Consider the following 25608-nt stretch of genomic DNA (forward strand, 5'->3'; position numbering starts at 1 on the left):
CGCCAGGGGCACACGGGGGCGGTGTGTGCTGTCAGACGGAGGAAACTTCGCGCCCGGGCCCGGCCCTACGACAGGCCGCCCTGGAGGGTGCGGTAGGTGTTGGCCAGCCGCTCGGCCACGTCCGCGGGCAGCACGTTGCGCGCGGAGAACAGCGCGTAGGACACGAACGCGTCCAGCGCCTCCAGCGCCATGGCCCGGCCCACCGCCTCACCGCCGCTGGTGGACACGTTGGCGCGCAGCCGGGCCACGTCCACCCGGCCGTCCGGCCCCAGCGTGACGCCGTGGTAGGCCTCCTCCAGGCCCGGCGGAGGCGACTCCACGAAGCCGCGCAGCAGGTCCACGTCGCGGCCCGCCTCGCGCAGCGCGCGGTGCACCAGCGACAGGAGGAGGTTGTAGCGCTCCTCCGCGGACAACAGCTCCCAGGCCATGCCCTCCACCGCAGGGCCCGGGGCAGGAGCCGGCTCCGCGGCCTGGACGGACAGGTGGCCGCCCCGCACCGCCTCCTCCACACCGCTGAAGAAGGCGTACTGGCTGCCCGCGTAGGCGGCCCGGAGCGCGCCCAGCGTCGTGCCCTCGCCCAGCTTCGCGAACAGGGCCTCCTCGCCGGGCAGCGCGCCCTGGGGGCCGGGCGTCACGCGCATGTCGTCCGGGAAGCGGCGGCCCAGGCGGCCCGTCTCCTCCGCGCGCTTGATGCCGGTGAGCACCAGGTCGCGCGTGCGCTCCGGCAGCTTCACCGCGTCCACGGCGGGGGACTTCGCCTCCAGGAAGAGGAAGCTGCCCTCCACCATCTCGAAGAGGTTGAGCACCACCTCGCGCACCACGAACGTCATGGCGCTGTAGAGGCTGGCCTCGGAGACCAGCCCCTGGGACGTGAGCACCTGGCCGATGCGGCGCGCGGGCGTCACCTGCGCCAGCGCCTGGGTGAGCCGCGCTTCCGTCAGAAGCCCCAGCCGCACCATCACCGCGCCCAGGCGCTCCCAGCGCTCGCTGGAGGTGGCGAACACGACCTGCCCGTCGCGGAAGGCCACCGTGCGGCGCACGCTGCCGTGCTGCACGACGAGCTGTCCGGTGCGGATGCCCGAGAGAATCTGGGCGAACACCTCCTCGACCGAGAGCGTCCCCAGGCTGCCGGCGAAGAAGCCGGCCGCGCCGTGGGACTCCGGGAGGAGCACCAGCCCCTCCGGCGCCAGGAAGTGCGCCGAAAGGGGCCGGGTGGGAGAGACGACAGCGGCGAGCGGCCGCTCCAGTTCGAGCGAAGCCGCCTCACCGCTCACGCGGGGCGTGGCCCTGGGTTTGGACGCCACCGCATCCCTCCCTGCAGGTGCTGCCGGACTACTTCGCGCCCTTCAGCTCATCGTCGATGACGCTCTTGAACTCGGAGATGGGCTGCGCGCCCGACAGCATGATGCCGTTGATGAAGAACGCCGGCGTGCCGCTGACGCCCACCTTGGAGCCGTCCGCCATGTCCGCCTTCACCTGCGCGGCCGTCGCGCCGGAGTCGAGGCAGGTGTTGAACTTGGCCGTGTCCAGCTTCAGCTCGCCCGCGTACTTCTTCAGGTCATCCACGCCCAGCGCCTTCTGGTTGGCGAAGAGCTTGTCGTGCATCTCCCAGAACTTGCCCTGCTCGTTCGCGCACAGCGAGGCCTCGGCGGCCTTCTGCGCCTGCTGGTGGAAGTCCAGCGGGAACTGGCGGAACACCAGGCGCACCTTGTCGCCGTAGAGCTTCGTCACCTCGTCCACCGTGCCGATGGCGCGGCTGCAGAACGGGCACTGGAAGTCGCTGAACTCCACGATGGTGACCGGCGCGCTCTCCGGGCCCTTGGACGGGCCGGTGGCGGCGACCTGCTTGCGCTCCGCGGGCGGGCGCGGGGGCTCGGGCAGTTCGTACTTCACGTTGGCGCCCGCGCGGAGCGAGTCGAAGAACTTCTGGGCCTGCTCCTGCTTCTGCTGGCCGGACAGGAAGTCCACGATCTGCGGCTTCATCTGCTCGTAGGTCGCGCCCGGGGGCAGCTGACCCTTGGCGCCCTCGAAGACCTCCTTGATCTTCTCTTCCGGCGGCGCGGGGATCTTGTCGTCGATCTCCGCCTTGAGCAGCTGCTCCTCGGTGAGGTTGCGCTTCGTCGCCTCTTCCTTCACCAGGCGCTCGGTGACGAGCCCTTCCAGGCCGCGCTTGCGCAGCTGGTACTTCTGCTTGTCCAGGTTCGCCAGCGGCTCCTTGATGCGCTCGTTGAGCTCACCGAAGGTGACCTTCTGGTTGGTGCCGAAGGTGGCCACCACGGTGTCCGGCGACGGCTCGGCGGCATTGCCAGCCTGGGCCTGCGCGGCGGGCGCCTGGGCATTGGCCGGCGCCTTCTCCTTGTTGCAGCCGGCGGTGAGGGATGCCGCGAGGAGGGCGGCCAGGGCGATGCGAGTAGAGCGCATGGACATAGCCCGCCGACTTAATAGAGGTCCTCGGGACTGGCAAGGAATTGCCAGTCTGTCGTTCAGGCGACCAGGGGCTCCAGCTCCAACGCGCCCGCGAGGCTTCCACGGCCCGGCTCACGCCCCTCCACGTCCCGGCGGCGCGCGGTGACGATGTCGAAGCTGGAGGGGTCCGCCAATACCTTGCGCACGAGCTTGTGATTGAGCGCGTGGCCCGTCTTGAACGCCGTCATGTGGCCAATGACAGGCCGGCCGAACAGCGACACGTCGCCGATGGCGTCCAGAATCTTGTGGCGAACGAACTCGTCCGGGAAGCGCAGGCCGTCCGGGTTGAGGATGGCGGCCTCGTCCACGACGACTGCGTTCTCCAGCGAACCACCGCGCGCCAGGCCCAGCGTCTTGAGCTTCTCCACGTCGCGAAGGAAGCCGAAGGTGCGGGCGCGCGAGATTTCACGCGAGAAGCCCCGGTCGTTCACGTCCACGTCGAAGGACTGGCCCTGGATGACGGGGTGCTCGAAGTCGATGGTGCAGCTGATGCGGAAGCGCCGGGCGGGGGTGAGCGAGGCCTGCTTGTCGCCGTCCGTCACCGCCACGCTCTTCTTGATGACCAGGTACTCGCGCGGCGCGTCCAGCTCGTGCGAACCGGCCTCCATGATGGCGTGCGTGAAGGGAGCCGCGCTGCCGTCCATGATGGGCACTTCCGGCCCGTCCAGCTCCGCGCGCACGTTGTCGATGCCCAGCGCCGCCAGCGCGGACATCAGGTGCTCCACCGTGCCCACCTTCACGCCGTCCCGGCCCAGGGTGGTGGCCAGCGACGTGTCCACCACGTACTCCGCCAGCGCGGGGATGCTCACCGGGCGCTCCAGGTCCGTGCGGACGAAGACGATGCCATGCCCCGCGGGCGCGGGCTTCAGGGTCAGCGTCACGGGCAACCCGGAGTGGAGCCCCACACCGCGGCAGATGGCCGGCTGGGAAAGGGTGCGCTGGAAGTCGTTGAACTGGAGCATGTCGGTGTCGCCTCTAGGGACTGCTTCGTACTGACATACGCGGGGTATGGCCCCGTCAGGCCGTTCCACGGCGGTCTGACGCGCTGCACATAGGAGCAATCAACATGCCACGCGGCCGTGACACAAGAATTGCCTGATGGGGTGGCCCTGCCCTTCCCAACCCCCTGGAACTGCTGGCACAAGGGCCTCAGGGACGGGGGATGGCCTGGGCTGGGGCCCGGACACCCCTCTTGGGAAACCCACCACTGCTCCTCCCACCGTGACAGCGATGTCCGGAATTCATCCTTCGAACTCCAGGGCCCCCGAATGGTTTCGCGCCAACCGGGAGTGCGTGTCACCCATGTGACAGGGGCGCGTCTCTATCGCAGGCGAGTGCCCGGAAGCAAACGCACATCCCGGACATACCGGGAGTCCGGGGCTTGACGGGAATCGTGACTGAGAGGGTGGGTCAGCGAGCAGGCGGCAGGAAGCGGTCGCGCAGGGCTTCCGCGTCCGGCCGGTCGAAGCCACGACCCTGGAGGAGCGAACGGCGGCTGACGGCGTGGAAGGTGGTCTCCAGCGTCTGTGAAAACCGCCGGAGGTCCTCCGCCAGGCGGCTGCGGATGCCGGGCCCTTCCGGGGGCCAGGGCAATTCCACCAGCAGCGAGGTGAAGCGGTCGAAGGCGTCGTAGTCCGCGTAGCGCAGCAGCTGGTAGCCGCCGTCGTGGAAGTAGTCGAGGAACGACTTGAGGGCCTCCAGCACGCACTCGGCGGCGGGCACGTCTTCCGAGCGCAGGTGGCTTTCGGCGGCGCGGCACAGCTGGGCGTAGACCCACAGGTCCTTGCGCAGGCGCAGCGCGGCGTCCTGGGCGCTGGTGAGGTGGCCGAAGGCCTCATCCCCCAGCGAGCCGTTGGGGGCCAGCGCGTCCACCAGCGCGACGACCTGCTGGCGCAAGAGCGTGGTGAAGGCCTCCGCGGCGCGAAGGGGGGCGGCGGGGTCTCGGTCCAGGTCCACCAGCACCTCGCGGGAGATGCGGTCCGTCTCGCGGGCCAGGTCGCGCGCGGCGCGCAGCGTGGCGGCCTGCAGGTGCTTGGGGCCGGCCTTGGGGGACAGCTCCGTGTGCAGGTAGCTGGCGACAGCGGAGACTTCACCGCGCACCAGCGACAGGAGCACGCGCACGCGGCGCGGCACGGGCGGCTGCGACTCCGGATCCACGTGCGTCAGGTAGTGCAGCACGCGGAAGAGGCCCAGGAACGCGGTGGTGAAGAGGGGCCGCGTGTCCGCGGGCAGCGTGCCCAGCACGTCCAGCAGGCGCACGGAGCGCAGCCGGTCGTACTCGACGCGGAACTCCAGCGGGCGGAAGGGGCGGAAGTAGCGGTTGAGGACGATCTCCCGCAGCGTCAGCTTGCCCACGTCCTGGAACAGCGACAGGCCGATGAGCGGCAGCTGGAGCAGGTTGTCGAGCAGGTTCTTCAGCGCGTCGAACGCCTCGCGCACGACGAAGAGGCTCTCCGGCGGGGTCTCCTGATCCAACTCCTCTTCGATGAGCAGCCGGCGCACGCGGTCGTCCGCGAGCTGGGTCTCCACGTACTTGCGGAAGACCATCTTCGGGTCGCTGTCCGGATCCTGCAGGTGCCGGGCGACACGCACGGCGCGCTCCATGGCGTCGCGCACGTCCACCAGCTCCTCGTGGAAGTCGCGCGTGACGAGCGGCCGGGCCCGGGCATCCACCACGGAGTTGTGGAGGTTCAGGTAGCGCTCCACGGCGCGCAGCCACATCTCGAACTCGAAGAGCAGCTCCTCGCGGCCCTCCACCGGGACGCCCCGGAGCCAGCGCTCGCGCTCGGCGAGGAAGCCCGCGCGCGTGGCCTGCGAGGCGCGCATCAGGTCGCCGTAGTAGTCGCGGGGACTGGGGAGGACCGTGGGCACGGCGGGCGCGGAGGCTTGGCTCATGGCGGAAAGTGGTGCGGGCTAGAAGAGCGCCCCTTGCGGGGAGCTGGGGGGCGGCGTCTTCTTGAAGTACTGGTAGGTGCGCAGCGTGGCGGTCCGGCCCCGGGGCGTGCGCATGAGGAAGCCCTCCTGCATGAGGAAGGGCTCGTAGACGTCCTCGATGGTGTCGCGCTGCTCGCCCACGCTCGCGGCGATGGTCTCCACGCCCACCGGACCGCCGCCGAACTTCTCCAGGATGGTCAGGAGAATCTTGCGGTCCATCGCGTCCAGGCCGCTGGCATCCACGCCCAGGCGGCTCAGCGAGTCGTGCGCCAGGTCGTAGGTGATGCGGCCGTTGCCCTCCACCTGGGCGAAGTCGCGCAGGCGGCGCAGCAGCCGGTTGGCGATGCGGGGCGTGCCGCGCGAGCGGGTGGAGATTTCGCGGCTGGCGGCGCGGTCCATGGGCACGCCCAGGATGCGCGCGGAGCGGTCGAGGATCTGCTCCAGGAACTTCGGCTCGTAGTACTCCAGGCGCTCTTGAATCTGGAAGCGGTCGCGCAGGGGGGACGTGAGCAGGCCCGTGCGCGTGGTGGCGCCCACCAGCGTGAAGGGCGGCAAATCAATCTTCATCGCGCGGGCGGCGGGCCCGGTGTCGATGGTGATGTCCAGCCGGAAGTCCTCCATCGCCGGGTAGAGGTATTCCTCCACGGCGGCGTTGAGGCGGTGGATTTCGTCGATGAAGAGGATGTCCCGCTCGTTGAGGTTGGTGAGCAGACCCGCCAGGTCGCCCTTGCGCTCCAGCGCGGGGCCGCTGGTGACGTGGACGCCCACGCCCAGTTCGTTCGCGATGATGTGCGCGAGCGACGTCTTGCCCAGGCCGGGGGGGCCGGAGAACAGACAGTGGTCCAGCGCGTCACCCCGGCTCTTCGCCGCGGCCACGTACACCTTCAGCTTTTCGACGACCGCACCCTGCCCCACGTACTCGTCGAAGGTGCGTGGGCGCAGGGAGGCCTCCAGCCGGATGTCTTCCGGCTGAACATCTCCCGAGAGGGTGTCGTCGGACTTCCTCGCCATCGCCATTCCGACCCTATACAGCGAAGGGGGCGCGTGTCGCTGCCCTTCTGGCGGCGCTAGAATCGGAGCGGCACGCCGACCGGCCAGCCAGGGGGCACGTCCCCCTGCACGAAGGGAGTCGCGTCATGATTTCCGCTTCTGCCCCGTTCCGTCCCCTGCCCCTCCTGCCCGAGGCCCGCGCCGAGCGTTCGCCCGGCCCCCGTCTCCAGAAGCTGCGCCGCGCCGCGCAGGAGGCCCGCGAAGCCTTCGTCCGGGAGGGCCCGGTGGCGGCGGTGGCCACGTGCGACCTCATCACGTTCCCCTACCCCACGCTGTTCGCCTTCAGCGGGGCGGCGCTGTCACCGGCGCCCTACGTGATGATGACGAACCGCATGCAGGTGGTGCAGTTCGCGGAGGCCAGCACCGGCCAGCGGCGCACGCTGCTCTTCAACCCCACCGACTACGAGCGGGGCCACGCGGCGCCCTTCTACCGCGCGCTGCGCGAGCGCTACGGCGCGTTCCTCTCCGACAAGGTGATGTCCACCCGCCACGGCACGGTGCAGGGCTACCTGGAGCAGTTGGGGCTGACACCGTCGGACGTGGACTACCTGGCCTTCGACCACCTGCACATCCAGGACCTGCGCGGCTGGCTGGGCGGTGACGGCGCCCCGCCCGTCTTCCCCCGGGCCAGGCTGCTGGTGCAGCGCGCGGAGTGGACCATGGTGAAGCACCTGCACCCCATGCAGCACGTGTGGTTCGTGCCCGGCGGCGCGGACATCCCCGACGAGCGCGTGGTGCTCCTGGACGGCGACACGTGGCTGGGCCAGGGCGCGGCGCTGCTCAGCACGCCCGGCCACACGCAGGGGAACATGTCCCTGGCGGTGGCCACCGCGAATGAAGTCTTCGTGGTGAGCGAGAACGGCGTGAGCACGGAGAGCTACACGCCGCTCTTGTCGCGCATCCCCGGCGTGCGCCGCTTCGCGGAGCAGATGGGCTGGGAGGTGGTGCTCAACGGCAACACGCGCGAGGACTCGCTGGAGCAGTACGCGTCCATGGTGGTGGAGAAGCTCTTCGCGGGCCCGTCCGCGCATGACCCGTCGTTCGTGAACTTCCACCCGTCCTCGCTGCTCACCGCCCACCTGCTGGCCCCGGGCCTGGGGCCCACCGTGGTGCTGCCCGCGCCGAACACGGGCGGGCTGCACCCCACGCCCGCGCTGCGGCGCGCGGCGTAGCCGTCGCCCTCAGGGCTCCAGGCGGGCGCAGCGGGCCGCGGGGAGGAAGGGCAGCGCCCAGGGTTCCTCCCCCTGGGCCGGGTCCGTGGCGATGAAGAAGACGGAGCCCCCCGCGCGCACGAACCCGTGGGGGTTCGCGTCCAGCCCCGCGGGCGCGATGTCGCGCATCGGATCCACGTGGCCCGGGTCGCCGTTGGAGTACCAGCCCTCGCGGCCCCGGCCGGCCGTCGTCGCGGAGAAGAAGAGCCACCCGTCCACCACCGCGAAGGCCGTGGGGGTGCTGCCCGCGGGGCCCGGCTCCACGTCCTGCACCAGCACCGTGCCCTGCGCCGTGCCGTTGGAGCTCCACAGCTCGCGGCCGTGCACGCCGTCATCCGCGGCGAAGTACAGCCGCCCGTCCAGCACCGTCAGCCCGGAGGGCAGCGAGCCGTGGGGCCCCGGCCGCACGTCCTTCACCAGGCGGGTGCCCAGGAGCGTGCCGTCGCTCTTCCACAGCTCGCCGCCGTGGAGCAGGTCCCCGGGCTCGCCGAAGAAGCCCTCCGCGCCGGCCATGAAGTACACGGCGTTGCCCAGCGGCGTGAGCTCCGACGGGTAGTCCCCCGCGAAGTGCCTGAGCGGGAAGGTGAGGAAGGGCTGGCCCCGCGTCACCCAGAGGTCCGCCTCGCCGAAGCCCAGGTCCACGAGGAAGAAGAGGCGGTCCTTCCCCACGGGCGTCAGCGAGAAGACGACGGACTGCTCCGGGCCGCGGAAGAGCGCCCGTGCGGAGCCGGAGCGCCCCTCCACCACCCACAGCGTCACCGCGTCGCCGTACGCCACCAGCGCCAGCTTCCCGTTCCACTCCGTCAGGTCATCCAGGAACAGCGAGCCCGGCCCAGGCGCGAACTCCTGCGTGAGCTGCGTGCCCTTCGCCGTGCCGTCCGTGCTCCACAGCTCACGGCCGCGCACGCCGTCATCCGCGGTGAAGTACAGCCGGCTGCCCACCACCGTCAGCCCGTCCGGCACGCTGCCCCGCGCCCCGGGCCGGATGTCCGCCACCAGCACCGTGCCCTTCGCCGTGCCGTCCGACACCCACAGCTCCGGCCCGTGCGCGCCGTCGTCCGCGACGAAGAACAGCCGCCCGCCCATCCGCGTGAGGAAACGCGGCGTGCTGCCGTACGCCCCGGGCCTCACGTCCTTCACCCGCCGCGCTTCCGTGGCGCCCCCGTCCGTCACCCACAGCTCGAGGCCGGACACGCCGTCGTTCGCGGCGTAGAAGACCTGCCCGCCCACCTCCACCAGCGTCTCCGGCGCCGAGCCCTCCGCGCCGCGCCGGACATCCCCCACGGACCGCGCCGACGGACCACACGGCTGCGGGCCTCCGGAGGCCGCCGACCCCAGCGCCGCCGACACGTCATCCACCGCCGACACGTCCTCGCCTTCGGCCGCGCCGCACCCCACTCCGATGACGCCGGAGAGCAGCAGCACGACGACCGGAACACCACGCCACGCCGCCATGACACACGCCTCCTCGGCGCGGCGCGGTCCTTTCGGGACCACCGCACCTGAGCTGGAAATTGATATTTGCAGCGGAATGGGCCAGCTCACGGCCGGCCAGGATTGCTCAGGGGTGTCAAACCGTGAGCGAGGTGGATCACCAGATGATGGCAGGCGAACGGCAGGAGCGTTCGCCGTGCGACGACAGCGGATTCCTACAGGAAAAAGCCTTGCGCGTATTTTCCGAGGATTTCCCACCCCAGGAAGCACCGCGTCTCGCCCTGGAGGGCGGAGCGGTGTCCGGAGGTCACGGACTGGAGCGCAGGGCCTTGAGGGCTTCGCGGAAGAGAGCCTGGAAGGAGGCGTCGGGGCCCAGCTGCTCGATGACGACGTCCGCGGCCTTCTCCGCCTGGGGCTGCTTGTAGCCCAGGTTGAGCAGCGCGGAGACGAGGTCCGCCTTGTTGCCGGACGTGACGGGCGCGCGGGGGGTGGTGCCGCGCGCGATGCCCTCCGAGTGGAGGTTGCGCACCTTCTCCTTGAGTTCCAGGACGAGCCGCTCCGCGGTCTTCTTGCCCACGCCGTGGATCTTCGCGAGCCGGCTCGTCTCACCGCGCGACAGCGCCGCGATGAGCTCGCCCACCTCCATGCCGGACATCACACCCAGGGCCATGCGCGGACCGACGCGGGACACGGTGTTGAGCAGCTGGAAGAGCTCCTCCTCCGCTGGGGAGAGGAAGCCGAAGAGCTCGAAGGCGTCCTCGCGCACCACGGTGCGGATGCGCAGGTCCACCGGCTGGCCGTCCGCGGGCAGCTTGCCCAGCGAGACGGTGGACAGGTTCACGCGGTAGCCCACGCCGTGCACGTCGATGACGGCATCCTCGGGGCCCTTCTCCAAAACGTTGCCACGCAGCCGGGCGATCATCGGCGGGTCTCCGGGCGCTGGTAGGCGGACGACAGGCGGTCCGCGAGCACCGACGCGGCCCCCTTGCGCTTGGCGTTGCCGGGAGCGCTGGCGCGGGGCATGCCCACGCGAAACTGGTTCAAGTGGCACACTGCGACGGCGAGCGCGTCGCTGGCATCCGCGCGCTCCAGCGTCGCTTCATCCACACCGAGCAGCGTGCGCACCATGCGCGCCACGGCGTCCTTGCCTCCCGCGCCGCTGGCCCCTACGGACTTCTTCACGCTGGCGGGGGCGTACTCGTGCACGGGCAGGCCCGCCTGCGCAGCGGCGAGCAGCGCCACGCCGCGCGCGTGGCCCAGCACCAGGGCGCTCCGGGCGTTGCGGTGGGTGAAGAGGCCTTCCACGGCGACGGCCTCCGGTTGGTAGCGCTGGAGCGCGGCGCTCAAGGCGGCGTGCAGGTCCCTCAGGCGTTCAGCGAGGGGCGCGGACTCCACCACCTTGATGACGCCATGGCCCAGGTGCACGAGCTTTCCCTTCTTCTCCTCCACCACCCCGAAGCCCATGAAGCGGCTGCCAGGGTCCACGCCGAGTACCCGCACCGGCCCGTTCCTTTCCCACGCGCCCCTTGCTGGGGCTTTACGTGGACAGCGACTCCATCAGGGACTCGTCGATTTCGAAGTTGGCGTGCACGTGCTGCACGTCGTCGTTGTCGTCGAGCGCGTCCATCAGCTTCAACAGGCGCTTCGCGTTGTCGCCTTCCACCTTCACGGTGTTCTGCGGCACGAAGGTCCACTTCTGTTCGCCCAGGGGCAGTCCCGCGGCCTCCAGCTTCGCGCCCACCGTGTGCAGGTCCGCCGGGGCGGTGCGCACCTCGAAGCCGTCCGGCCCCTGGTCCACGACGTCCTCCGCGCCCGCGTCCAGGGCCTGCTCCATCACCTGGTCCTCGGTGGGGCCGGGCTTCACGGTGATGACGCCCTTCTTGTGGAACATCCAGCCCACGGCGCCTTCCGCGCCCATGTTCCCGCCGTAGTTGCCCAGGAGGTTGCGCACGTCGCTGGCGGAGCGGTTCCGGTTGTCGGTGAGGCACTCGATGATGAGCGCGACGCCGCCGGGGCCGTAGCCCTCGTACGTCACCTCTTCGTAGGACTCGCCGGCCAGCTCGCCCGTGCCCTTCTTGATGGCGCGCTCGATGGTGTCGCGCGGGATGTTCGACTCGCGCGCCAGGGCCACGGCTACGCGCAGGCGGGCATTGCTGGACGGGTCACCGCCGCCCAGGCGCGCGGCGACGGTCATCTCCTTGATGGCCTTGGAGTAGAGCTTGCCCTTGGCCACGCCCAGGACGGCATTCCGGCGCTTGAGTTTCGACCATCGGTTGTGACCAGACATGGGGGCGGCTTCGGCGTGGGGTGGACGGGCGTTCAGCCCGTGGCGTTCCCGGCCTTGTGCCCCGAGCAGGCCGCCCGAGTCAAACCCTCACGACGCGTCCGGCCCGGGCTCCGACCCGGATTCGGGAGCCAGGACGGGCTCGAAGAGGCGGGGCGGTCCCGCGGACTCCCGGGCGCGCTCTCGCTCCTCCACCAGGATGGCGGGCACCAGCACACCCAGCATGAACAGGCGGGTCGCCGCCTCGTAGGCCAGGGCCTCCGGGAAGCGGCACTCCAGGAGCATCGCGCGCACGGTGCGCCGCCCATCGAAGAGGCGCACCACCTGCTCCACGTCCTCCGGCAGCGAGGGCAGCTCCTGCGAGAGCCGGTTGAAGTCCACCGTGAGCCGCGCCGCCAGGGGCAGGCCCTTGACGCGCAGCTGTTCGAAGCGCTCCAGGGCGGGCACCACCTGCTCGCACAGGAACGGGCGGTCCATGGAGAAGCAGCCCCGCTGCAGCTCCGGGCCGAACGTCACCGTGTACGCGCCCGCGCCGAAGCACAAGAGGCGCCGGAACGCGAGGATGCCGCGCTCGCCGTGGAAGGCCGCGTCCACCACCAGGCCATGGCGGAAGAAGAGAGCGCCCGAGTCCTCCGACAGCACCACCCGCCCCGAGCGCACGCCGGACAGGAGGGCGCGAATCAACGCCACGAGCGGCAGCGTCGCGGTGTGCGCATCGTAGACGTCCTCCTCGCCGCGCCGCCCCGCCTTGAGCCGCGCGAGCACCGCCACGTCGCGAGCGTCCACCGGCTCCACCAGGTACTCGTCCGCGCCCACGCCCGCGGCGAGGTCGCGGTGGAACTCCTCCGCGTGCTTCGCCACCAGCAGCACCGGTAGGTGCGCGGACTTCGGGTCCGCGCGGAGCACACCGCAGAGGCTGAAGCCGTCGCCGTCCGGAAGGTCGGCGTCGATGATGACCAGCCGGGGCAGCTCGGCCTTCGAGTCCGTGGGCGCCGCGTCCGGCAGCGTCCCTCCAGCCTCCACGCCCAGCCGCTTCAGCGCCGCGCGTGCCCCATCCACATGCACGGGCTCGAAGCCTTCGCGGGCGAGCGCCTCCGCCACCGCGGGCCGCGCCGCCTCACCCACGAGCAGCACCCAGCCCCCGGCCCCACCCGGCAGGTCGAGTGCGTCACGACCTCCCGCGGGCGTGGAGGTTTCAGGAGGCGGTGCGGCGTGCAGGTAGGCAACCATGGATTCCCCATTCTTCCAGGGATCCCGCGCGAATGCACAACCTGCCCCCAAGTCCCTGGATTCGTTGGGTTTTGGCCAGGCTGCATCCCAAGCTAGGGTGCGCGCCCATGACGCGCCTCGGACTGTTGCTCGCCCTCCTCGTCGTGCCCGGACTGGCCTCCGCCCAGGACGCCGAAGTGTCCTTCTCACAGGAGGACCCGCTGGGCTCCGTGGTGGCGCCGGTGATGCTGCCCGCGGGGGCGACGGCGCTCTATGGCTACACGGGCGCGCCGGAGGTGGGCCTGGGGTTCCGGCAGGGACTGGGCGCGCTGGAGGTGGAGGCACGGGCGCGCTTCGACTGGTTCAAGCTGGGCGCGTCGCTGGAGCTCGTGGGCCGCAAGGAGGTGGTGCGGAGCGGGGCGTTCAGGCTGGCGCCGACGCTGGGCGTGGGCCTGGTGCTCAACTCCGGCTCCACGTACATGGACGACGACAACTTCTCCGGTGTGCTGGTGCGCATCCTGCCGGGGATGGTGGCGGGCTACCGCGTGGCGGACACCGTGGTGGTGCTGGGCCTGGTGGACCTGCCCATCGACCTGGGGCTCTCGGGCGACAAGCAGCGGCGCTTCCAGGCGCTGGGAGGCTTTGGCGTGGAGGTGTACCTGGGCGGCAACCTGTCGCTGCTCGCGGCGGGACAGGTGGGCGTGGAGACGTTCCAGGAGCGCGCGGGCGCGGGCCACACGCGGCTGGGGCTCACGGGGCGCGTGGGCCTGGGGACGCGGCTGTTCTGACTAGAAATCCGGCGGAGGGCTCTGGCGCGGCGTGCCCATCAGTTCCAACGCGCGCAGCGCGACGCGGATGAGCGTCTGGGCGCACGGCTCGCAGCCTCCGCCGCAGCAGTGGGGCCAGCGCCCTTCCGGGTTGCGCAGGAGTGGCCGCACGCTGGACTGGTAGTAGCTGGGGAACTGCAGCTCCTCGCTAGCTCGCGCGAGCGCGTCATCGAGGGACAGGGGTGAGGGGGCGGGAACGTCGGACACGCTCCCGTTCATACCAGCCCCCCGGAGCCTTGTCAGAGCAGTGACGTCTGCGCCGGGGCCTCTGTCGCGGCGCCGTTCTCGGGTTGGCAGTGCGAACACCAATGCGTGTTGCGGCCGCCGATGCGCAGGTGAGACACGGGCGTGGCGCAGCGGGGACAAGGCGCTCCCGTCTTGCCGAAGATGTTGCGCCGGTGCTTCGCCTGCCCCTGCACACCGAACAGGTCGCGCTGCGTGCCGCGCAGCCGCAGGCCTTCCTCCAGCACGTCGCGGATGCCCTGGTGCAGCCGGACGATTTCAGCGGGAGACAGGGACGACGCCAGCCGCCGTGGGTCGATGCCCGCGCCCCACATGCTCTCGTCCGCGTCGCGGTTGCCCAGCCCCGCGAGCACGCGCTGATTCAAGAGCACTGTCTTGAGCGGACTGCGCCTGCGGCGAAGCTGCTTCGCCAGCACCTCCGGAGTGAAGGTCTCATCGAGCGCCTCCGGTCCCAGTTCCTCCAGCTTGAGCTGCGAGGCCAGCAGCGCCGTGGGCCCCAGCGCCACGCGCGCGTAACCCAGCGTGTCGGTGAGCTGGAGTTCTTCATTGCCCTCCAGCGTGAGGACGACGAGCGTCTCGGGAGGCCGCTCGCTTCCCACGGGCCGCAGCTGAAGTTCGCCCCAGAGCATGAAGTGCAGCGCGAGCGTCTGCCCGTCATCCAGCGTGAGCAGCATGAACTTCGCGCGCCGCTCGGCCGCGAGCACCTTGCGGCCCTGGAGGTTCTGGATGAAGTCCGGCGGCGAGGCGAAGCGCACCGCCGCGGGCACCAGCACCTCCGCGCCCACGAAGCGCCGGCCCACGACGGCCTGCTTCAGGTCACGGACGATGATTTCGACTTCAGGGACTTCCGCCACGCTCAAGCCTCCCCCACGGGTCACAACGTAGGAAGGCTGCGAGGTAACGCCATGGGTTGGGCCCTGCTGAACGCGTGCCTCGTCCGACCGCCGGGCGTCCGGCCGGACAAGGGTGCACCGCCCTGCCCCGCCCTACGTCAGGCGCGCACCGTCACCTCATGGACGTCGCGCTCCAGCTCCCGCACGTCCACCTTCACGTCGAGGAAGTGCGCCATCGTCTCGCGCTGCGTGAGCGAATGGCTGTCCAGCGCCACCGTGCGGAAGTGGCCACCCTTCGCCAGGGCGCACAGCAGCAGGAGCTGATCACACAGGTGTTCGCCCACGGGCACGCCCGCGTCCAGGTAGCGCCTCACCTTCGCGGCGACCTCCTCGGCCACGACTTCCGCGCGCTTGCCACGCTCGCCGAAGCCGGTGAAGACCTCCGTCACGTGCTCGCACTCCACTTCGACGCGCAGCACGTTGCCCGGACCGTAGGCGCGCTTGAGCTCTTCCGGCCGCTGCTGATCCGGACGCAGCTTCAGCACGGCGGCCACGGTCTCCAGCTCGCGCTTCGCCACGTCGAAGGGGATGGACGCCACCTGGGCCACGGCCTCCGTGCGCAGCACCCGGCCGCGCTCCAGCAACTGGAGCGGCTGGAGCTTCGCGGGATGGATGTCCACGCGGAACCGTCCGCCGCCCGCCGGATAGTAGCCGGGCCGCTCCAGCGCCACGTCCACGCGCGGGCCCATGCGGCGCAGGAGCGGCAGATACGCCTTCTCCAGGAACTCGAACGGCGGCGCCGCCGGGTTGTGCGTCCCCCCCTCCAGCATCAGCGTGGAGGCCCCTTCCGCGTGCAGGAGCGCGGGCAGCACCGTCTGGAGCACCAGCGTCGCGCTGCCCGCCGTGCCCACCGCGAAGTGGTAGTTGCCCGCGGACAACGCGCGCGGATGGAAGGACAGCTGCTTGGAGCCCAGCTCCGCGCCCGTCACCTCCGCGGCGCCCACGGCCTCCGCGGCCTTGAGCGCGGTGAGGTGCTGGCGCAGGAGGCCCGGCTTGGCGCGGCCCGCGCGCACGTTGACCATCTCGAACGGCGTGCCCGTCACCAGCGACAGCGCCAGCGCGGTGCGCAGCACCTGGCCGCCCCCCTCCCCCTGTGAACCATCGATGCGAACCATGTGCGTGGTGCTCCTTTGCGCGCTCGCGGACGTGTGCAGCATCCCATCCCTGATTTCAAAAAATAGCGGCGCCCGCTCCCCCACCCTTAACGGCCGCTTTCGCGGACCTCTTGGGGGGAACGGGCGCCTCGGTGTCTTCATCCCGGCATGAGCACCTCCGCAGGACGGCGGGTGGGGTTTTCCTTCGCTTATCCCTTCACGCACACCACCTGCTTGAGCGTGTGGACGACCTCCACCAGGTCCGCCTGCGCGGCCATCACGGCGTCGATGGACTTGTACGCGGCCGGCGTCTCGTCAATCACGTCCACGTCCTTGCGGCACTCCACGCCCGCGGTCGCCTTCTCGTGGTCCTCCAGCGTGAAGCGCTTCTTCGCCGCTTCGCGCGACATCACCCGGCCCGCGCCGTGGCTGCACGAGTGGAAGGCATCCGCGTTTCCCTTCCCGCGGACGATGTAGGAACGGGCCCCCATGCTGCCGGGGATGATTCCCATGTCGCCCTCGCGCGCCCGCACCGCGCCCTTACGGGTCACGAAGCAGTTCTTTCCGAAGTGGTGCTCGCGCGAGATGTAGTTGTGGTGGCAGTTCACCGCGGACTCGGACAGCTCGAACGGAGGCAGCTCACCGCTCGCCTTCAGGGCCTCCACCGCCGAGTGCAGCATGAGCTCGCGGTTCATCGCCGCGAAGTCCTGCGCCCAGCTCACCGCGAACACGTAGTCGTCGAAGTGCTCCGTCCCCTCCGGCAGGTACGCCAGGTCCGCGTCCGGCAGGCGGATGAAGAAGCGCTCCATGTCCTGCTTCGCCAGCTCGATGAAGTGGCTTCCGATGCGGTTACCCACGCCGCGCGACCCCGAGTGCAGCATCAGCCACACGCCGTCCGACTCATCGACGCACAGCTCGATGAAGTGGTTACCCGTTCCCAGCGTTCCCAGGTGCGCCAGCTCCGGCCCACGGCCGATGCGCGGGTGCTTCGCGACGATGCGCGCGTACCCTTCCGCCAGGCGGGCCCAGGCACCGGTATGCGTCGCGGGCGAGTCCTTCCACGCGCCACGATCATTCCGGCCACCGTTGTCCGTACGGCCGTGCGGCACCGCCGCCTCGATGGCCGAGCGAACCCCGCGCAGCGAGTCCGGCAGCTGATCCGCGCGCAGCGTCGTGCGCACGGCGATCATCCCGCATCCGATGTCCACGCCCACCGCCGCCGGCACCACCGCGCCCACCGTGGGCACCACGCTCCCGACCGTCGCGCCGTAACCGCGGTGCACGTCCGGCATCGCGGCGACCCACTTGTGGATGAAGGGCAGGCCGCGGAGGTTGCGAAGCTGCTTCTTCGCCTCGTCCTCGAACGGCACCCCCACCGTCCACGTCTTGATGGGGCGGCCCGCTTCGTCCGACATCACTTCGTAGTTCGCGTTCGTCCGGTCCATGGCGCTGCACCTTTCGGTCGTTCGACCGGGCTCTGTATCCCGGTCACGTGGGGGAGCTAGAGCAGCCGGCGTGCCAACGCCGCTCCCGAGGGAGACACTGGGGCAGGCTGGAAATCCGTATCCCATGGGATAAATACGTATCCTGATGGCTCAAAAGGCGAAGGCGCGGCGGACGGTCGTCATCGGGATGCTGGGGACGACGCTGGACACGGGGATGGGGGCGCACCGCTGGGCGCGGTGGCGGCCCACGGTGTCGCTGTGTCAGCAGGAGGACCTGCTGGTGCACCGGCTGGAGTTGCTGCACCCGCCTCACGGGACGTCGCTGGCGGCGGTCATCCGGGACGACATCGCGCAGGTGTCGCCGGAGACGCAGGTGCGGCTCACGTCACTGCCCATCCGGGACCCGTGGAACCTGGAGGAGACCTATGGCGCGCTGCTGGACCACGTGCGCGCGCAGTCCTTCCATCCGGAGGACGAGGACTACCTGGTGCACATCACCACGGGCACGCACATCGCGCAGATCTGCATGTTCCTCCTGGTGGAGAGCCGGTTGATTCCAGGCCGGCTGGTGCAGACGTCCCCGGGCAAGGGGAAGGACCACGGGGCGGTGGGCACGCACGCCATCATCGACCTGGACCTGTCGAACTACGACACGCTGGCGGCGCGCTTCCGGCAACAGCAGCGCGAAGGCCTGTCATTCCTCAAGTCCGGCATCGACACGCGCAACGCCGCGTTCAACCGGATCATCGAGCGGATTGAACAGGTGGCGGTGCAATCCCGAGCGCCGCTGCTGCTGACGGGCCCCACGGGCGCGGGCAAGTCACAGCTCGCGAAGCGCATCTACGCGCTGAAGAAGGCGCGCAACCAGGTGACGGGACCGTTCGTGGACCTGAACTGCGCCACGCTGCGCGGCGACGGCGCCATGTCCACGCTCTTCGGCCACGTGAAGGGCGCGTTCACGGGCGCGGTGGGAGACCGGCCCGGATTGATGCGGCAGGCGAACGGCGGCGTGCTGTTCCTGGATGAGATTGGAGAGCTGGGCGCGGACGAGCAGGCCATGTTGCTGCGAGCGCTGGAGGACAAGCGGTTCCTGCCGGTGGGCGCGGACAAGGAGGCGGAGAGCGACTTCCAGCTCATCGCGGGAACGAACCGCGACCTCCAACTGGACGTGGAGCGGGGACGGTTCCGCGAGGACCTGCTCGCGCGCATCAACCTGTGGACCTTCCGGTTGCCCGCGCTGCGCGAGCGTCCGGAGGACATCGCGCCCAACCTGCAATACGAACTGGATCAGGCGTCCCAGGCGTTGGGGACGCGGGTGACGATGAGCAAGGAGGCGCAGGAGTATTTCCTGCGCTTCGCCACGTCCCCTGAAGGCCGGTGGAGCGGCAACTTCCGGGACCTCAACGCGGCGGTGCTGCGCATGTCCACGCTGGCGGCCGGTGGGCGCATGACCCGCGACGTGGTGGACGAGGAGTTGGACCGCCTGCGTTCGCAGTGGCGGCCCGCGGGCGCGGCGGCGATGTCAGCAAGTGAGGACGTCTTGGTGGAGGTGATGGGAGCGGCGCGGGCGGCGGAGCTGGACCGGTTCGACCGCGTGCAGCTCGCGGATGTGGTGACGGTGTGCCGCTCCGCGCGCTCATTGTCGGACGCGGGCCGGATGTTGTTCGCGCAGTCACGAGCGCAGAAGAAGAGCGTCAACGACGCGGACCGGCTCCGGAAGTACCTGGCGCGTTTCGGGCTGGCGTGGGCCGACGTGAGTGGTCGCGATGCGGAGTGATGCCACCCCGTGGGCCCTGTTGGATGGACCCACGGGGAGGCCCGGCGTCAGCGGAAGGTGTCCGCGATGGACCGGCATTGCTTCGTGGCCAAGGCCTCATCGAGCACCCGGACCTCGCCCTCCTCCGGAGAAGCCGGAACGGGCGCGTTCGAGCCGCCCAGCCACGCGGGCGGCACCATGCATTCGAAGGTCAGTGGTCCCTCGAACGTCGCACGCACGCGCCCGTCCTTCATCCGGACCTCACCCTTCGCCTGCTTCCCGGTGACGGTCAGCTCCAGGGTGCCCTCGTCCATCATCATCGCGGGCTCCCCAGCCAGTTGGTAGTCCACCACCGCCAGGCCCGCTCCCAACGCCGTCTGTGGGATGATTCGAGCGGTGGCGTGCTTCGACGTGACGAACTTCTCATTCACAGGCATGCGGAATCGCCAGGTGCCCCCGTCCTGCGACTGCGCGCTCAGCGCGACCATCCACAAGGTGACGGGTGGATCCACCAGGAAGTCGGCGCTGAACCGGACGGACGGGGCGGAGTAGGCACGGTCGTCAGCCCGCACCGTGGCCGCGCCGCGTGGCTGGGGGAGCTCCGCCGCCGTGAGGGCACCACGCGACGTCACCCGCTCCTCTCTCGGCTTCGAGCAGGCGCCCAGGAGCAGCGCCACCATCAGGACCCCGTGCCGCATGCTCAGCACCCCACCCGCAGGACCATGGCGCTGACGGTGGTGTTGTCGTTCTCCCGCAGCTCGTCCACCGCGCCCGCCGGATCCATGTCCAGGTAGACGTAGTACGTGGTGAACGGCAGCGTCGAAGGCACCGTGAAGCCCAGCGAATAGATGCCCTCCGAGAACGCGCCCAGCGAGTGGTTGAACGTGCCCACCACGTTGGTGGACTCGTAGTAGCCATTCGGCGGCGCCGTCGGACTCAGGCGCACGCGCATCGAGTAGGACGACACGGCCGCGTTGCCCAGGTTGCCCACGTAGAACTTCACGCTCTGCGCCGTGCCCCGGCACACCGACTTCGTTCCAGCCGGGTCCAGCGTCTGCGCCACGTCCCCCACCACACCCATGGCGGACGGCAGCAGGTTCGGCTTCGTCACCGAATAGCCGTACAGCGTGTTCATGCCCTGCGCGTTCGTGGGCCACAGCGTGGAGGACTCGTAGCCGCCCGTCACCAGGTGCGGCGGCGAGGTGCGCAGGATGCTGTGCCCGCCCTCGTGCTTGAAGCCGAAGAAGTGCCCCGCCTCGTGCACGAACGTGCCCCGGCCGGACGTGCCGAACGCATTGCCGGTGCGCGGCGTGAAGTCCAGGTCGCTGGCGATGCAGACGTCCGCCTCGTCGATGCCGTTGCTCCCGATGAAGCACAGCCCCACGACGGAGTACGTCACGCCGTTGTTCCCGTCGATGGACGCCCGGTCACACAGGCCGATCTCGTTCTGTCCGTCGCTGTGGTCCAGCGAGCAGTCCGTCGCCGCGTTCACGTTGAAGCCACTGACGATGTGAGACAGGTCGTCCCACTGCCGCAAGCCGTTCCAGTACGCCGTGTTGACGTTGCCGGAGTCCGGGATGCTGCACCGGTTCCGGTACACGGCCGGCCCGCTGTACCACTTCACCGGCGTCCCATTGCACGTGTCCCAGGCGGCGGCGCCCGCCTCCATGCCGCCCAGCACCAGCGCCGCGACGACGCCCACGAATGTCGTTGTCTTCATGGCGGACCTCATCACGGCTGGCCGGGCGGGATGTCCCGCTCGGGCTGGAGGGGAACGGCACCCGGCACCACGGACGCGCCCGCGGCGGGCGTCACCGGCACGGACAGCGACGACGCGGTGGTGACGGGCTCCTCGCGGAACGCCCCCGTCACCGTGAGCCCACGCGCGCGCAGGTGGCTCTGGAGCAGCGAGAGGAACGCCTCCCGCTCCATCCCCTCCGGAGCTCCCCGGGCTTGCGCATCCTTGAGCAGCGCCGGACGGACGCCCATCAGGTCCACCGTCTCGAACACCGGCGCCGTCTGCCGCACCCCCGCCGAGCCCAGGCCTGCCACGAGCCCGCCCTCTGCCCCCACCAGCACCTCGCGGCCCGCCACCGACTCCACTCGGAAGGCGTGCTCGTCCAGCACCGGCGACAGGCGCCACCCGGTGTTGCGCAGGAAGACCACGTAGCGCGCGCCCCGGACGAAGCGGGGCACATGGCTCACCACGAGCTGCCGTCCATCCGGCAGCATCCCTCCGGCCTGCTTGAGGCGCAGCTCACGCGGAGCCGCGCCCAGGTGTGCCCGCACGTTCCCCAGCGTCACCACCGTCCACGGGCCCGTGCGCGGCGAGTACTCGCTGCGCACGTCCGTGACTTCACCCTCCACCACCGAGGCCGTCTGGTCGAACAAGCCGAGCAGGCTGTCCACCGCGCGCGGCGGCCGCAGCGACGCTTCCGCGGACAGGGGGCTCTCCTGCCGCGCGGGGGCTTCGTCCCCACTGGCGGCGCTGCACCCCGTCACTCCCAGGAGGAGCAGTGCGCACGCCCCCCTACTGAACGTCGTCCTTGGTCTGCCCACGCGCATCACGTCCGCTCCCTTCGTGTCGTCAGTGGATGAGATAGAAGGCGTCCTGGCGCGGCACGAAGAACCGCCAGCCTTCGTCCGTCAGGTACGCCGGATCTTCCTGCATCACCGCCACCTGCTGCCCGCCCCACTCAGGCACGGCGGTGGTGGTGCTGAGCTCGACGGCGAGGTACGAGCCCTTGCGCAACAACCGGGGCGCCTCCGAGCGCGACGCCGCGCGGAAGTCGATGGATGAGCCCAGCGCATGGCCCTGCGCGCCCAGCGGATGGCTGTAGACCTTGGCTTCGATGCCCCGCTCCTTCATCTCCGCCATCGTCGCGTCGTAGACGTCCGCCGACGAGCGCCCCGGCCGCGACGCCCGCAGCATCAGCGCGTCCTGCAGCGTCCGCGTGTTCTCCAGCGCGCGCTTCAGCCCCTCCGGTGCGTCCTGCTCGCCGTCCTTCAGCACGTACGCCATCTTCTGCCAGTCCGTGCTCAGCCCCAGCGCCGAGACGCCGAAGTCCACGTGCAGCAGGTCGCCGCGCTGGATGACCACCGCCTCGTCCGCCACCGCCAGGAAGCCTCGGGAGAAACCGTCCTTCATGCCCTGCCGCTGCACGCGCAGGTCCGGCTGGAACCACGTGCCCACGCGCGCCTCGAAGAGCGCGTCGTAGAGCCAGCGGCGCACGTCCCCCACCGTCGTCTTGCCGGGAACCACCACCTCATTGGAGAGCGCCCGCTTCACCAGCGACTCCGTCAGCACCACCAGGTCGCGGTAGGGCGTGAGCTCGCCGGGCAGCCGCGTGTCCAGGTACTCCTCGATGAGCGGCGCCGCGCTCACGAAGCGCGCTTCCGCGGACGGGCCCAGCGCCTCCACCAGCCACTTGTAGGTGTCGTGCGTCAGGCTGCGCGTCACGCCCCGCCGCCCGTCCATGGCCAGCGCGATGGTGCGAGGGTGGTAGCGCGCGTCCAGGTCCGCGAGCGCCTCCGTCTGCTTGCGCTCCACCGGGGGCGCCTGGAAGAAGCGCGCCACCGCCTCCGTGGCGTAGCCCGTCAACGCGACCTTCTGGAGCCCCGCGTCGCCCGCGTCCACGAAGACGAACACGTCGCGGTTGCCCGCGTACGGCAGCGGCGGCGCGACCCAGGCCGTCAGCGGATCATCGTGGAACTCCTCGTTGACCACGACCCACATGGCCACGCCGTGCCGGCGCATCATGTCCAGCAGCAGCCCATGCCGCTCCTTCAGCCAGGACTCGCGCAGGGCCCGCTCCTGGGACGGCGGCGGCACGGGTGGGGTCGTGAGGGCGGTGGGGGCGCTCATGGGAACGGTGGCACACGCCACCAGACAGCCCAGGCTCAGGGCGGGCAGAACTGCGCGCCAATGGTTCATGTCGGGAACTCCGGGTCGGGAAGGAGGTGGAGCAGCCTAGCGCGCCCGAAAAACCGAAGCCCCCCGCTCCCGGAACCCATGGGGTCCGGGAACGGAGGGCCTGGGGCGCATTCCCACCTGCTCACCCGCTCGGATGTCCTCGCTCCCACACGCTTCCGGATCCCGTCCCCCCCGGTCCGGGACACCTGGAATCCGGCAGGCCTCACGGCCCGCGAATCCACTGGAAGCGGCGGCCCTCCCCCGAAGGCCGCGTGGAGCGCGGACATCCAACCGCGCGCGCCGTTACCTCAGTAGCTGGCGACCCAATCCAGGTCGCTTTCCTCGAAATCGAAGAGCGATTCCTCGCCTTCGTGCCGGGAGTCCTCATCCCCGTCCCCCTCTTGCTCCTCGACCCGGTACCCCCTCGGCTCCCGGACCTCGTCCTCCAGCCGCACGCCCGCGCCCCCGTTGGAACCGGGCGCCCACAGCTCGCCGTCCCCCTGGCTCCACGCATCGATGCGGTACATCGCGTCCCCCCGGTGCGGTGTCTTGCCGTCCACCCCGCCGCCGCCGCCACGCCGCGCCTCGATTAATAGACGCCGATCGCCAGAATCCTTGGGTCGCCCCCGGTCATTTCAGGAACGAGCCCCCCTGCCGGAGCGCCAGGGCCCGGATTCCGGCCTCTTCGCTCCACCCCGGCTCCCCCCGGCGGGCCACGGCCTCGAAGGCCTCCGCCGCCTGGAGCGGGAGCCCCATGGCCCGGAGCACCAGCGCCCGGTTCCACAGGGCCTGGGGATGGTCCGGTGCCTGACGCAACACGCCTTCGAGCAGCGCCAGGGCGCCCCGCCAATCCCCCGCCGCCATCGCCACCACGGCCCGGTCGCTGTCCCGGTCCAGCGAGGGGGCGCTGCGCGCCAGGAAGTCCGACGCCTGACGCAATTCGCCGCGCACCAGGTAGGCCGCCGCGATGCCGTGCAGGTCCCCCCGCTCCTCCAGCGCCGCCAGGGTCCGCAGGGGCACCGGCGGTTCGGTCGCGAGCGTCGCTCCGCCCCTCGCCCCCGTCCGGACCGGGACGTAGGGGAGGTAGCGGTCCGCGGCCGGGTACGCGATGCGCGCCTCCAGCTCCCGCGCGGACGCATCCGCCCGCCACGCGTCCCCCGGCCGGAAGCCGTCCCCGGTCATGAACGCGGCGAGCGCGCCCAGCCCCATGGCCATCACCGCCCCCAGCGCATGCCGCCACCGGCCGCGCGGCAACGAGAAGCGGAACGGCAAGCGGACGGGGGCAGGCGGTGGTGGCGCGTCGTTGTGGGCCACCGCGCCACACAGGGCCTGGACGCTGAGCATCTCCAACTGCATGGCATCATGCAGCCCGCTGGCGCACGCACGGCAGAGGGCCAGATGGAGCCGGAAGTGCTCCTCGTCCCCCGATTCCAGCTCCCCATCCAGGAACCGGTAGAGCTTCTTGCACCAGAGATCCATCAAGCGTCAGGGCCTGGAGTCGCGAGGCCGCCTCCCGTCCCTTGCGAAACGCGAGCGGGAGCAATCCTTGGTGGATTCCGCTGGCAGCGTTCGCCGCTGGCTCCCTCGCCTGCCCCCCAGGGAGGAGCAGGCGGCGAGCGCCCTTTTCAGCGGCGCGTGCGGGGGCGCAGCAGCGTCGCGCCGGAGCGGCTGGTGCGCGGGCACGGAAGGCGCGGCGCGCTGACGGCCTCCACGGCCTCCGTCTCCGCGAACCAGGGGCAGCAGTTGGCGCACCCCGGACAGCGGCGGCGGAAGCGGCGGGCGCCCTGGTGCCAGGCGCGGCCCTCGCGCTCCGGGGGCAGGGGCGCCTGCGCGGCGAGCACGTCCCCGGGCCAGCTCTCCGGCACGTCGTCCCAGTCGGACCCGGGCACCGTCTCGCGGGCCTGGCGGGCGGACACCCAGCGCTCGCTCTCCGCGGGATCTTCCAGCGCGAGCCTCGCGAGCATCTCCAGTTGCAAGAGGTCGTGGAAGCGGCGGGCGCAGACGTCGCAGGTGGCCAGGTGGCCCCGGACGCGGCGCTGGTCCTCGGCGGACAGGCTCCCGTCCAGGAAGGGCTGGAGGTCCTCACACTCACACGCGGTGCTCATCGTTCCCTCTCCTGGCGGCGGCGTTCCGCGGTGTCGTGGAGCATGGCCTTGAGGCGGCGGCGGGCGTGGAAGAGCCACGTGCCCACCGTTCCCGCGCTGGGGGTGTTCATCCGCCGGGCGATCTCCGCGTGGCGCAGGCCCCGCGCGTGCAGTTCGAACGCCTGGCGCAGCTTCTCATTGAGCCGCGCCACGGCCTGGCGCAGCTCGTCCTCCGTGACGCACTCCCACTGCTCGGGCTCCGGCGCGTCCTCCGGGTCCTCGAAGAGCATGTGGACGTTGTGCAGGTCCACCCGGCGGTCCGTCTCCGCGCCCTGGCGGCGGCACTGGTCCAGGAACCGGTTGTGCAGCACGCGCACCAGCCACGCGCGGCGTGCGGGCTCCGGCCAACGCTTGAGCCGCTCCCATTGCAGGAGCGCGCGCAAGAGCACGTCCTGCACCAGGTCGTCGCAATCACTGGCACTCTTGCCGCAGACATTGCGCGCGATGGCGACCAGCACCGGCTGATGGCGGATCGCGAACGCGGCGAACTCCCCTCCAGAGCCCTCCCGGACTGGCGGCTCCTCCCTCCCTGGCACCATGCGACCGCCTCCCTTCCCTCCAGAGAACGCCGAGGGCCGGATTCTTTTTTTCTCACGGATGCGACAAACGCTGTCGCGCTTCTTTCCGCGTCACGGCGACCAGTACGGCTGAAACACTTCAAGCAGACGCCAATTCCTTGCATGGAATAGACAGACATCCAGGGAC

At 70.6% G+C, this 25608-nt stretch carries 25 protein-coding genes; 3 read left to right on the plus strand and 22 right to left on the minus strand.

Annotated elements, in window-relative coordinates; genetic code table 11:
• Positions 1-65: 65 nt before the first annotated feature.
• The 5 genes from D7Y21_RS01480 to ruvB form a co-directional block, all read right to left on the minus strand.
• Positions 66-1304 carry a DUF4388 domain-containing protein gene (locus D7Y21_RS01480; protein WP_121710773.1) on the minus strand — a complete coding sequence of 413 codons (1239 nt, stop codon included), beginning with the start codon at positions 1302-1304 and terminating at the stop codon, positions 66-68.
• A gap of 28 nt (positions 1305-1332) precedes the next feature.
• Complete coding sequence (locus D7Y21_RS01485) at positions 1333-2427, minus strand: thioredoxin domain-containing protein (RefSeq protein ID WP_121710776.1); 1095 nt, start codon at positions 2425-2427, stop codon at positions 1333-1335.
• Between the two features lie 56 nt (positions 2428-2483).
• Positions 2484-3428: a UDP-3-O-acyl-N-acetylglucosamine deacetylase gene (lpxC, locus tag D7Y21_RS01490; protein WP_120564081.1), complete on the minus strand. Its 945-nt coding sequence runs from the start codon at positions 3426-3428 to the stop codon at positions 2484-2486.
• A gap of 448 nt (positions 3429-3876) precedes the next feature.
• A complete protein-coding gene (locus D7Y21_RS01495; RefSeq protein ID WP_121710778.1) occupies positions 3877-5361 on the minus strand; it encodes a hypothetical protein in 1485 nt (494 codons plus the stop codon).
• A gap of 18 nt (positions 5362-5379) precedes the next feature.
• Positions 5380-6417: a Holliday junction branch migration DNA helicase RuvB gene (gene ruvB / locus D7Y21_RS01500; protein WP_121710780.1), complete on the minus strand. Its 1038-nt coding sequence runs from the start codon at positions 6415-6417 to the stop codon at positions 5380-5382.
• Positions 6418-6536: 119 nt separating this feature from the next.
• Between ruvB and D7Y21_RS01505 the strand changes: the two genes are divergently transcribed.
• A complete protein-coding gene (locus tag D7Y21_RS01505; RefSeq protein ID WP_121710781.1) occupies positions 6537-7622 on the plus strand; it encodes a hypothetical protein in 1086 nt (361 codons plus the stop codon).
• Between the two features lie 9 nt (positions 7623-7631).
• Here D7Y21_RS01505 and D7Y21_RS01510 read toward each other — a convergent pair whose 3' ends face one another.
• The 5 genes from D7Y21_RS01510 to D7Y21_RS01530 all read right to left on the minus strand — a co-directional run bounded on the left by D7Y21_RS01510 (position 7632) and on the right by D7Y21_RS01530 (position 12609).
• Entirely contained in the window at positions 7632-9116 is a 1485-nt protein-coding gene (locus tag D7Y21_RS01510) for an ELWxxDGT repeat protein (protein WP_120564077.1), read from the minus strand.
• A 286-nt stretch (positions 9117-9402) separates the two neighbouring features.
• Positions 9403-10017: a Holliday junction branch migration protein RuvA gene (ruvA, locus tag D7Y21_RS01515; protein ID WP_120564076.1), complete on the minus strand. Its 615-nt coding sequence runs from the start codon at positions 10015-10017 to the stop codon at positions 9403-9405.
• A complete protein-coding gene (gene ruvC / locus D7Y21_RS01520; RefSeq protein WP_120564075.1) occupies positions 10014-10595 on the minus strand; it encodes a crossover junction endodeoxyribonuclease RuvC in 582 nt (193 codons plus the stop codon). Before ruvC ends, ruvA begins: the two co-directional genes overlap by 4 nt.
• A gap of 37 nt (positions 10596-10632) precedes the next feature.
• Entirely contained in the window at positions 10633-11382 is a 750-nt protein-coding gene (locus D7Y21_RS01525) for a YebC/PmpR family DNA-binding transcriptional regulator (RefSeq protein ID WP_121710783.1), read from the minus strand.
• An 87-nt stretch (positions 11383-11469) separates the two neighbouring features.
• Positions 11470-12609, minus strand: coding sequence for a response regulator (locus tag D7Y21_RS01530; RefSeq protein WP_121710785.1), 1140 nt, complete (start codon positions 12607-12609; stop codon positions 11470-11472).
• 107 nt (positions 12610-12716) lie between these two features.
• Between D7Y21_RS01530 and D7Y21_RS01535 the strand changes: the two genes are divergently transcribed.
• Positions 12717-13376, plus strand: coding sequence for a hypothetical protein (locus D7Y21_RS01535; RefSeq protein ID WP_121710787.1), 660 nt, complete (start codon positions 12717-12719; stop codon positions 13374-13376).
• Here D7Y21_RS01535 and D7Y21_RS01540 read toward each other — a convergent pair whose 3' ends face one another.
• The 4 genes from D7Y21_RS01540 to D7Y21_RS01555 all read right to left on the minus strand — a co-directional run bounded on the left by D7Y21_RS01540 (position 13377) and on the right by D7Y21_RS01555 (position 17090).
• Positions 13377-13634 (minus strand): hypothetical protein, encoded by a 258-nt coding sequence (locus tag D7Y21_RS01540; protein WP_167548185.1) that lies wholly within the window; start codon positions 13632-13634, stop codon positions 13377-13379.
• A 20-nt stretch (positions 13635-13654) separates the two neighbouring features.
• Complete coding sequence (locus tag D7Y21_RS01545; protein WP_121710789.1) at positions 13655-14512, minus strand: Fpg/Nei family DNA glycosylase; 858 nt, start codon at positions 14510-14512, stop codon at positions 13655-13657.
• A 137-nt stretch (positions 14513-14649) separates the two neighbouring features.
• The gene (gene rtcA, locus D7Y21_RS01550; RefSeq protein WP_121710853.1) at positions 14650-15666 is read right to left on the minus strand and encodes an RNA 3'-terminal phosphate cyclase; all 1017 of its coding nucleotides are present in this window, start codon (positions 15664-15666) and stop codon (positions 14650-14652) included.
• 188 nt (positions 15667-15854) lie between these two features.
• Positions 15855-17090 (minus strand): RtcB family protein, encoded by a 1236-nt coding sequence (locus tag D7Y21_RS01555; protein ID WP_120564070.1) that lies wholly within the window; start codon positions 17088-17090, stop codon positions 15855-15857.
• Between the two features lie 145 nt (positions 17091-17235).
• Here D7Y21_RS01555 and rtcR point away from each other — a divergent pair, with 145 nt between their 5' ends.
• Entirely contained in the window at positions 17236-18867 is a 1632-nt protein-coding gene (gene rtcR, locus D7Y21_RS01560; RefSeq protein WP_121710791.1) for an RNA repair transcriptional activator RtcR, read from the plus strand.
• 47 nt (positions 18868-18914) lie between these two features.
• Here rtcR and D7Y21_RS01565 read toward each other — a convergent pair whose 3' ends face one another.
• The 8 genes from D7Y21_RS01565 to D7Y21_RS01600 form a co-directional block, all read right to left on the minus strand.
• A complete protein-coding gene (locus D7Y21_RS01565) occupies positions 18915-19544 on the minus strand; it encodes a hypothetical protein (RefSeq protein ID WP_121710793.1) in 630 nt (209 codons plus the stop codon).
• A 2-nt stretch (positions 19545-19546) separates the two neighbouring features.
• Positions 19547-20566, minus strand: coding sequence for a hypothetical protein (locus D7Y21_RS01570; protein WP_120564067.1), 1020 nt, complete (start codon positions 20564-20566; stop codon positions 19547-19549).
• 11 nt (positions 20567-20577) lie between these two features.
• Positions 20578-21348, minus strand: coding sequence for a hypothetical protein (locus tag D7Y21_RS01575; protein WP_121710795.1), 771 nt, complete (start codon positions 21346-21348; stop codon positions 20578-20580).
• Positions 21349-21433: 85 nt separating this feature from the next.
• Positions 21434-22780, minus strand: coding sequence for a M24 family metallopeptidase (locus tag D7Y21_RS01580; RefSeq protein ID WP_121710797.1), 1347 nt, complete (start codon positions 22778-22780; stop codon positions 21434-21436).
• A 287-nt stretch (positions 22781-23067) separates the two neighbouring features.
• Positions 23068-23319 (minus strand): hypothetical protein, encoded by a 252-nt coding sequence (locus D7Y21_RS01585; RefSeq protein ID WP_121710800.1) that lies wholly within the window; start codon positions 23317-23319, stop codon positions 23068-23070.
• Between the two features lie 70 nt (positions 23320-23389).
• Complete coding sequence (locus tag D7Y21_RS01590) at positions 23390-24238, minus strand: zf-HC2 domain-containing protein (protein ID WP_121710802.1); 849 nt, start codon at positions 24236-24238, stop codon at positions 23390-23392.
• A 146-nt stretch (positions 24239-24384) separates the two neighbouring features.
• Entirely contained in the window at positions 24385-24864 is a 480-nt protein-coding gene (locus D7Y21_RS01595; RefSeq protein ID WP_120564063.1) for an anti-sigma factor, read from the minus strand.
• The gene (locus tag D7Y21_RS01600; RefSeq protein WP_120564062.1) at positions 24861-25442 is read right to left on the minus strand and encodes an RNA polymerase sigma factor; all 582 of its coding nucleotides are present in this window, start codon (positions 25440-25442) and stop codon (positions 24861-24863) included. The genes D7Y21_RS01595 and D7Y21_RS01600 overlap by 4 nt, the downstream gene beginning before the upstream one ends.
• Between the last annotated feature and the right edge of the window lie 166 nt (positions 25443-25608).

It is taken from the genome of Corallococcus sp. AB045 (assembly GCF_003668895.1).
Taxonomy (GTDB): Bacteria; Myxococcota; Myxococcia; order Myxococcales; family Myxococcaceae; genus Corallococcus; species Corallococcus coralloides.

Bases quoted from the DNA above. Each gene is read 5' to 3' on its own strand.
- D7Y21_RS01485 (WP_121710776.1), bottom strand. From the start codon at position 2,427: ATGTCCATGCGCTCTACTCGCATCGCCCTGGCCGCCCTCCTCGCGGCA.
- lpxC (WP_120564081.1), bottom strand. From the start codon at position 3,428: ATGCTCCAGTTCAACGACTTCCAGCGCACCCTTTCCCAGCCGGCCATC.
- D7Y21_RS01495 (WP_121710778.1), bottom strand. From the start codon at position 5,361: ATGAGCCAAGCCTCCGCGCCCGCCGTGCCCACGGTCCTCCCCAGTCCC.
- ruvB (WP_121710780.1), bottom strand. From the start codon at position 6,417: ATGGCGATGGCGAGGAAGTCCGACGACACCCTCTCGGGAGATGTTCAG.
- D7Y21_RS01505 (WP_121710781.1), top strand. From the start codon at position 6,537: ATGATTTCCGCTTCTGCCCCGTTCCGTCCCCTGCCCCTCCTGCCCGAG.
- D7Y21_RS01510 (WP_120564077.1), bottom strand. From the start codon at position 9,116: ATGGCGGCGTGGCGTGGTGTTCCGGTCGTCGTGCTGCTGCTCTCCGGC.
- ruvA (WP_120564076.1), bottom strand. From the start codon at position 10,017: ATGATCGCCCGGCTGCGTGGCAACGTTTTGGAGAAGGGCCCCGAGGAT.
- D7Y21_RS01525 (WP_121710783.1), bottom strand. From the start codon at position 11,382: ATGTCTGGTCACAACCGATGGTCGAAACTCAAGCGCCGGAATGCCGTC.
- D7Y21_RS01530 (WP_121710785.1), bottom strand. From the start codon at position 12,609: ATGGTTGCCTACCTGCACGCCGCACCGCCTCCTGAAACCTCCACGCCC.
- D7Y21_RS01535 (WP_121710787.1), top strand. From the start codon at position 12,717: ATGACGCGCCTCGGACTGTTGCTCGCCCTCCTCGTCGTGCCCGGACTG.
- D7Y21_RS01540 (WP_167548185.1), bottom strand. From the start codon at position 13,634: ATGAACGGGAGCGTGTCCGACGTTCCCGCCCCCTCACCCCTGTCCCTC.
- rtcA (WP_121710853.1), bottom strand. From the start codon at position 15,666: ATGGTTCGCATCGATGGTTCACAGGGGGAGGGGGGCGGCCAGGTGCTG.
- D7Y21_RS01555 (WP_120564070.1), bottom strand. From the start codon at position 17,090: ATGGACCGGACGAACGCGAACTACGAAGTGATGTCGGACGAAGCGGGC.
- rtcR (WP_121710791.1), top strand. From the start codon at position 17,236: ATGGCTCAAAAGGCGAAGGCGCGGCGGACGGTCGTCATCGGGATGCTG.
- D7Y21_RS01565 (WP_121710793.1), bottom strand. From the start codon at position 19,544: ATGCGGCACGGGGTCCTGATGGTGGCGCTGCTCCTGGGCGCCTGCTCG.
- D7Y21_RS01570 (WP_120564067.1), bottom strand. From the start codon at position 20,566: ATGAAGACAACGACATTCGTGGGCGTCGTCGCGGCGCTGGTGCTGGGC.
- D7Y21_RS01580 (WP_121710797.1), bottom strand. From the start codon at position 22,780: ATGAACCATTGGCGCGCAGTTCTGCCCGCCCTGAGCCTGGGCTGTCTG.
- D7Y21_RS01590 (WP_121710802.1), bottom strand. From the start codon at position 24,238: ATGGATCTCTGGTGCAAGAAGCTCTACCGGTTCCTGGATGGGGAGCTG.
- D7Y21_RS01595 (WP_120564063.1), bottom strand. From the start codon at position 24,864: ATGAGCACCGCGTGTGAGTGTGAGGACCTCCAGCCCTTCCTGGACGGG.
- D7Y21_RS01600 (WP_120564062.1), bottom strand. From the start codon at position 25,442: ATGGTGCCAGGGAGGGAGGAGCCGCCAGTCCGGGAGGGCTCTGGAGGG.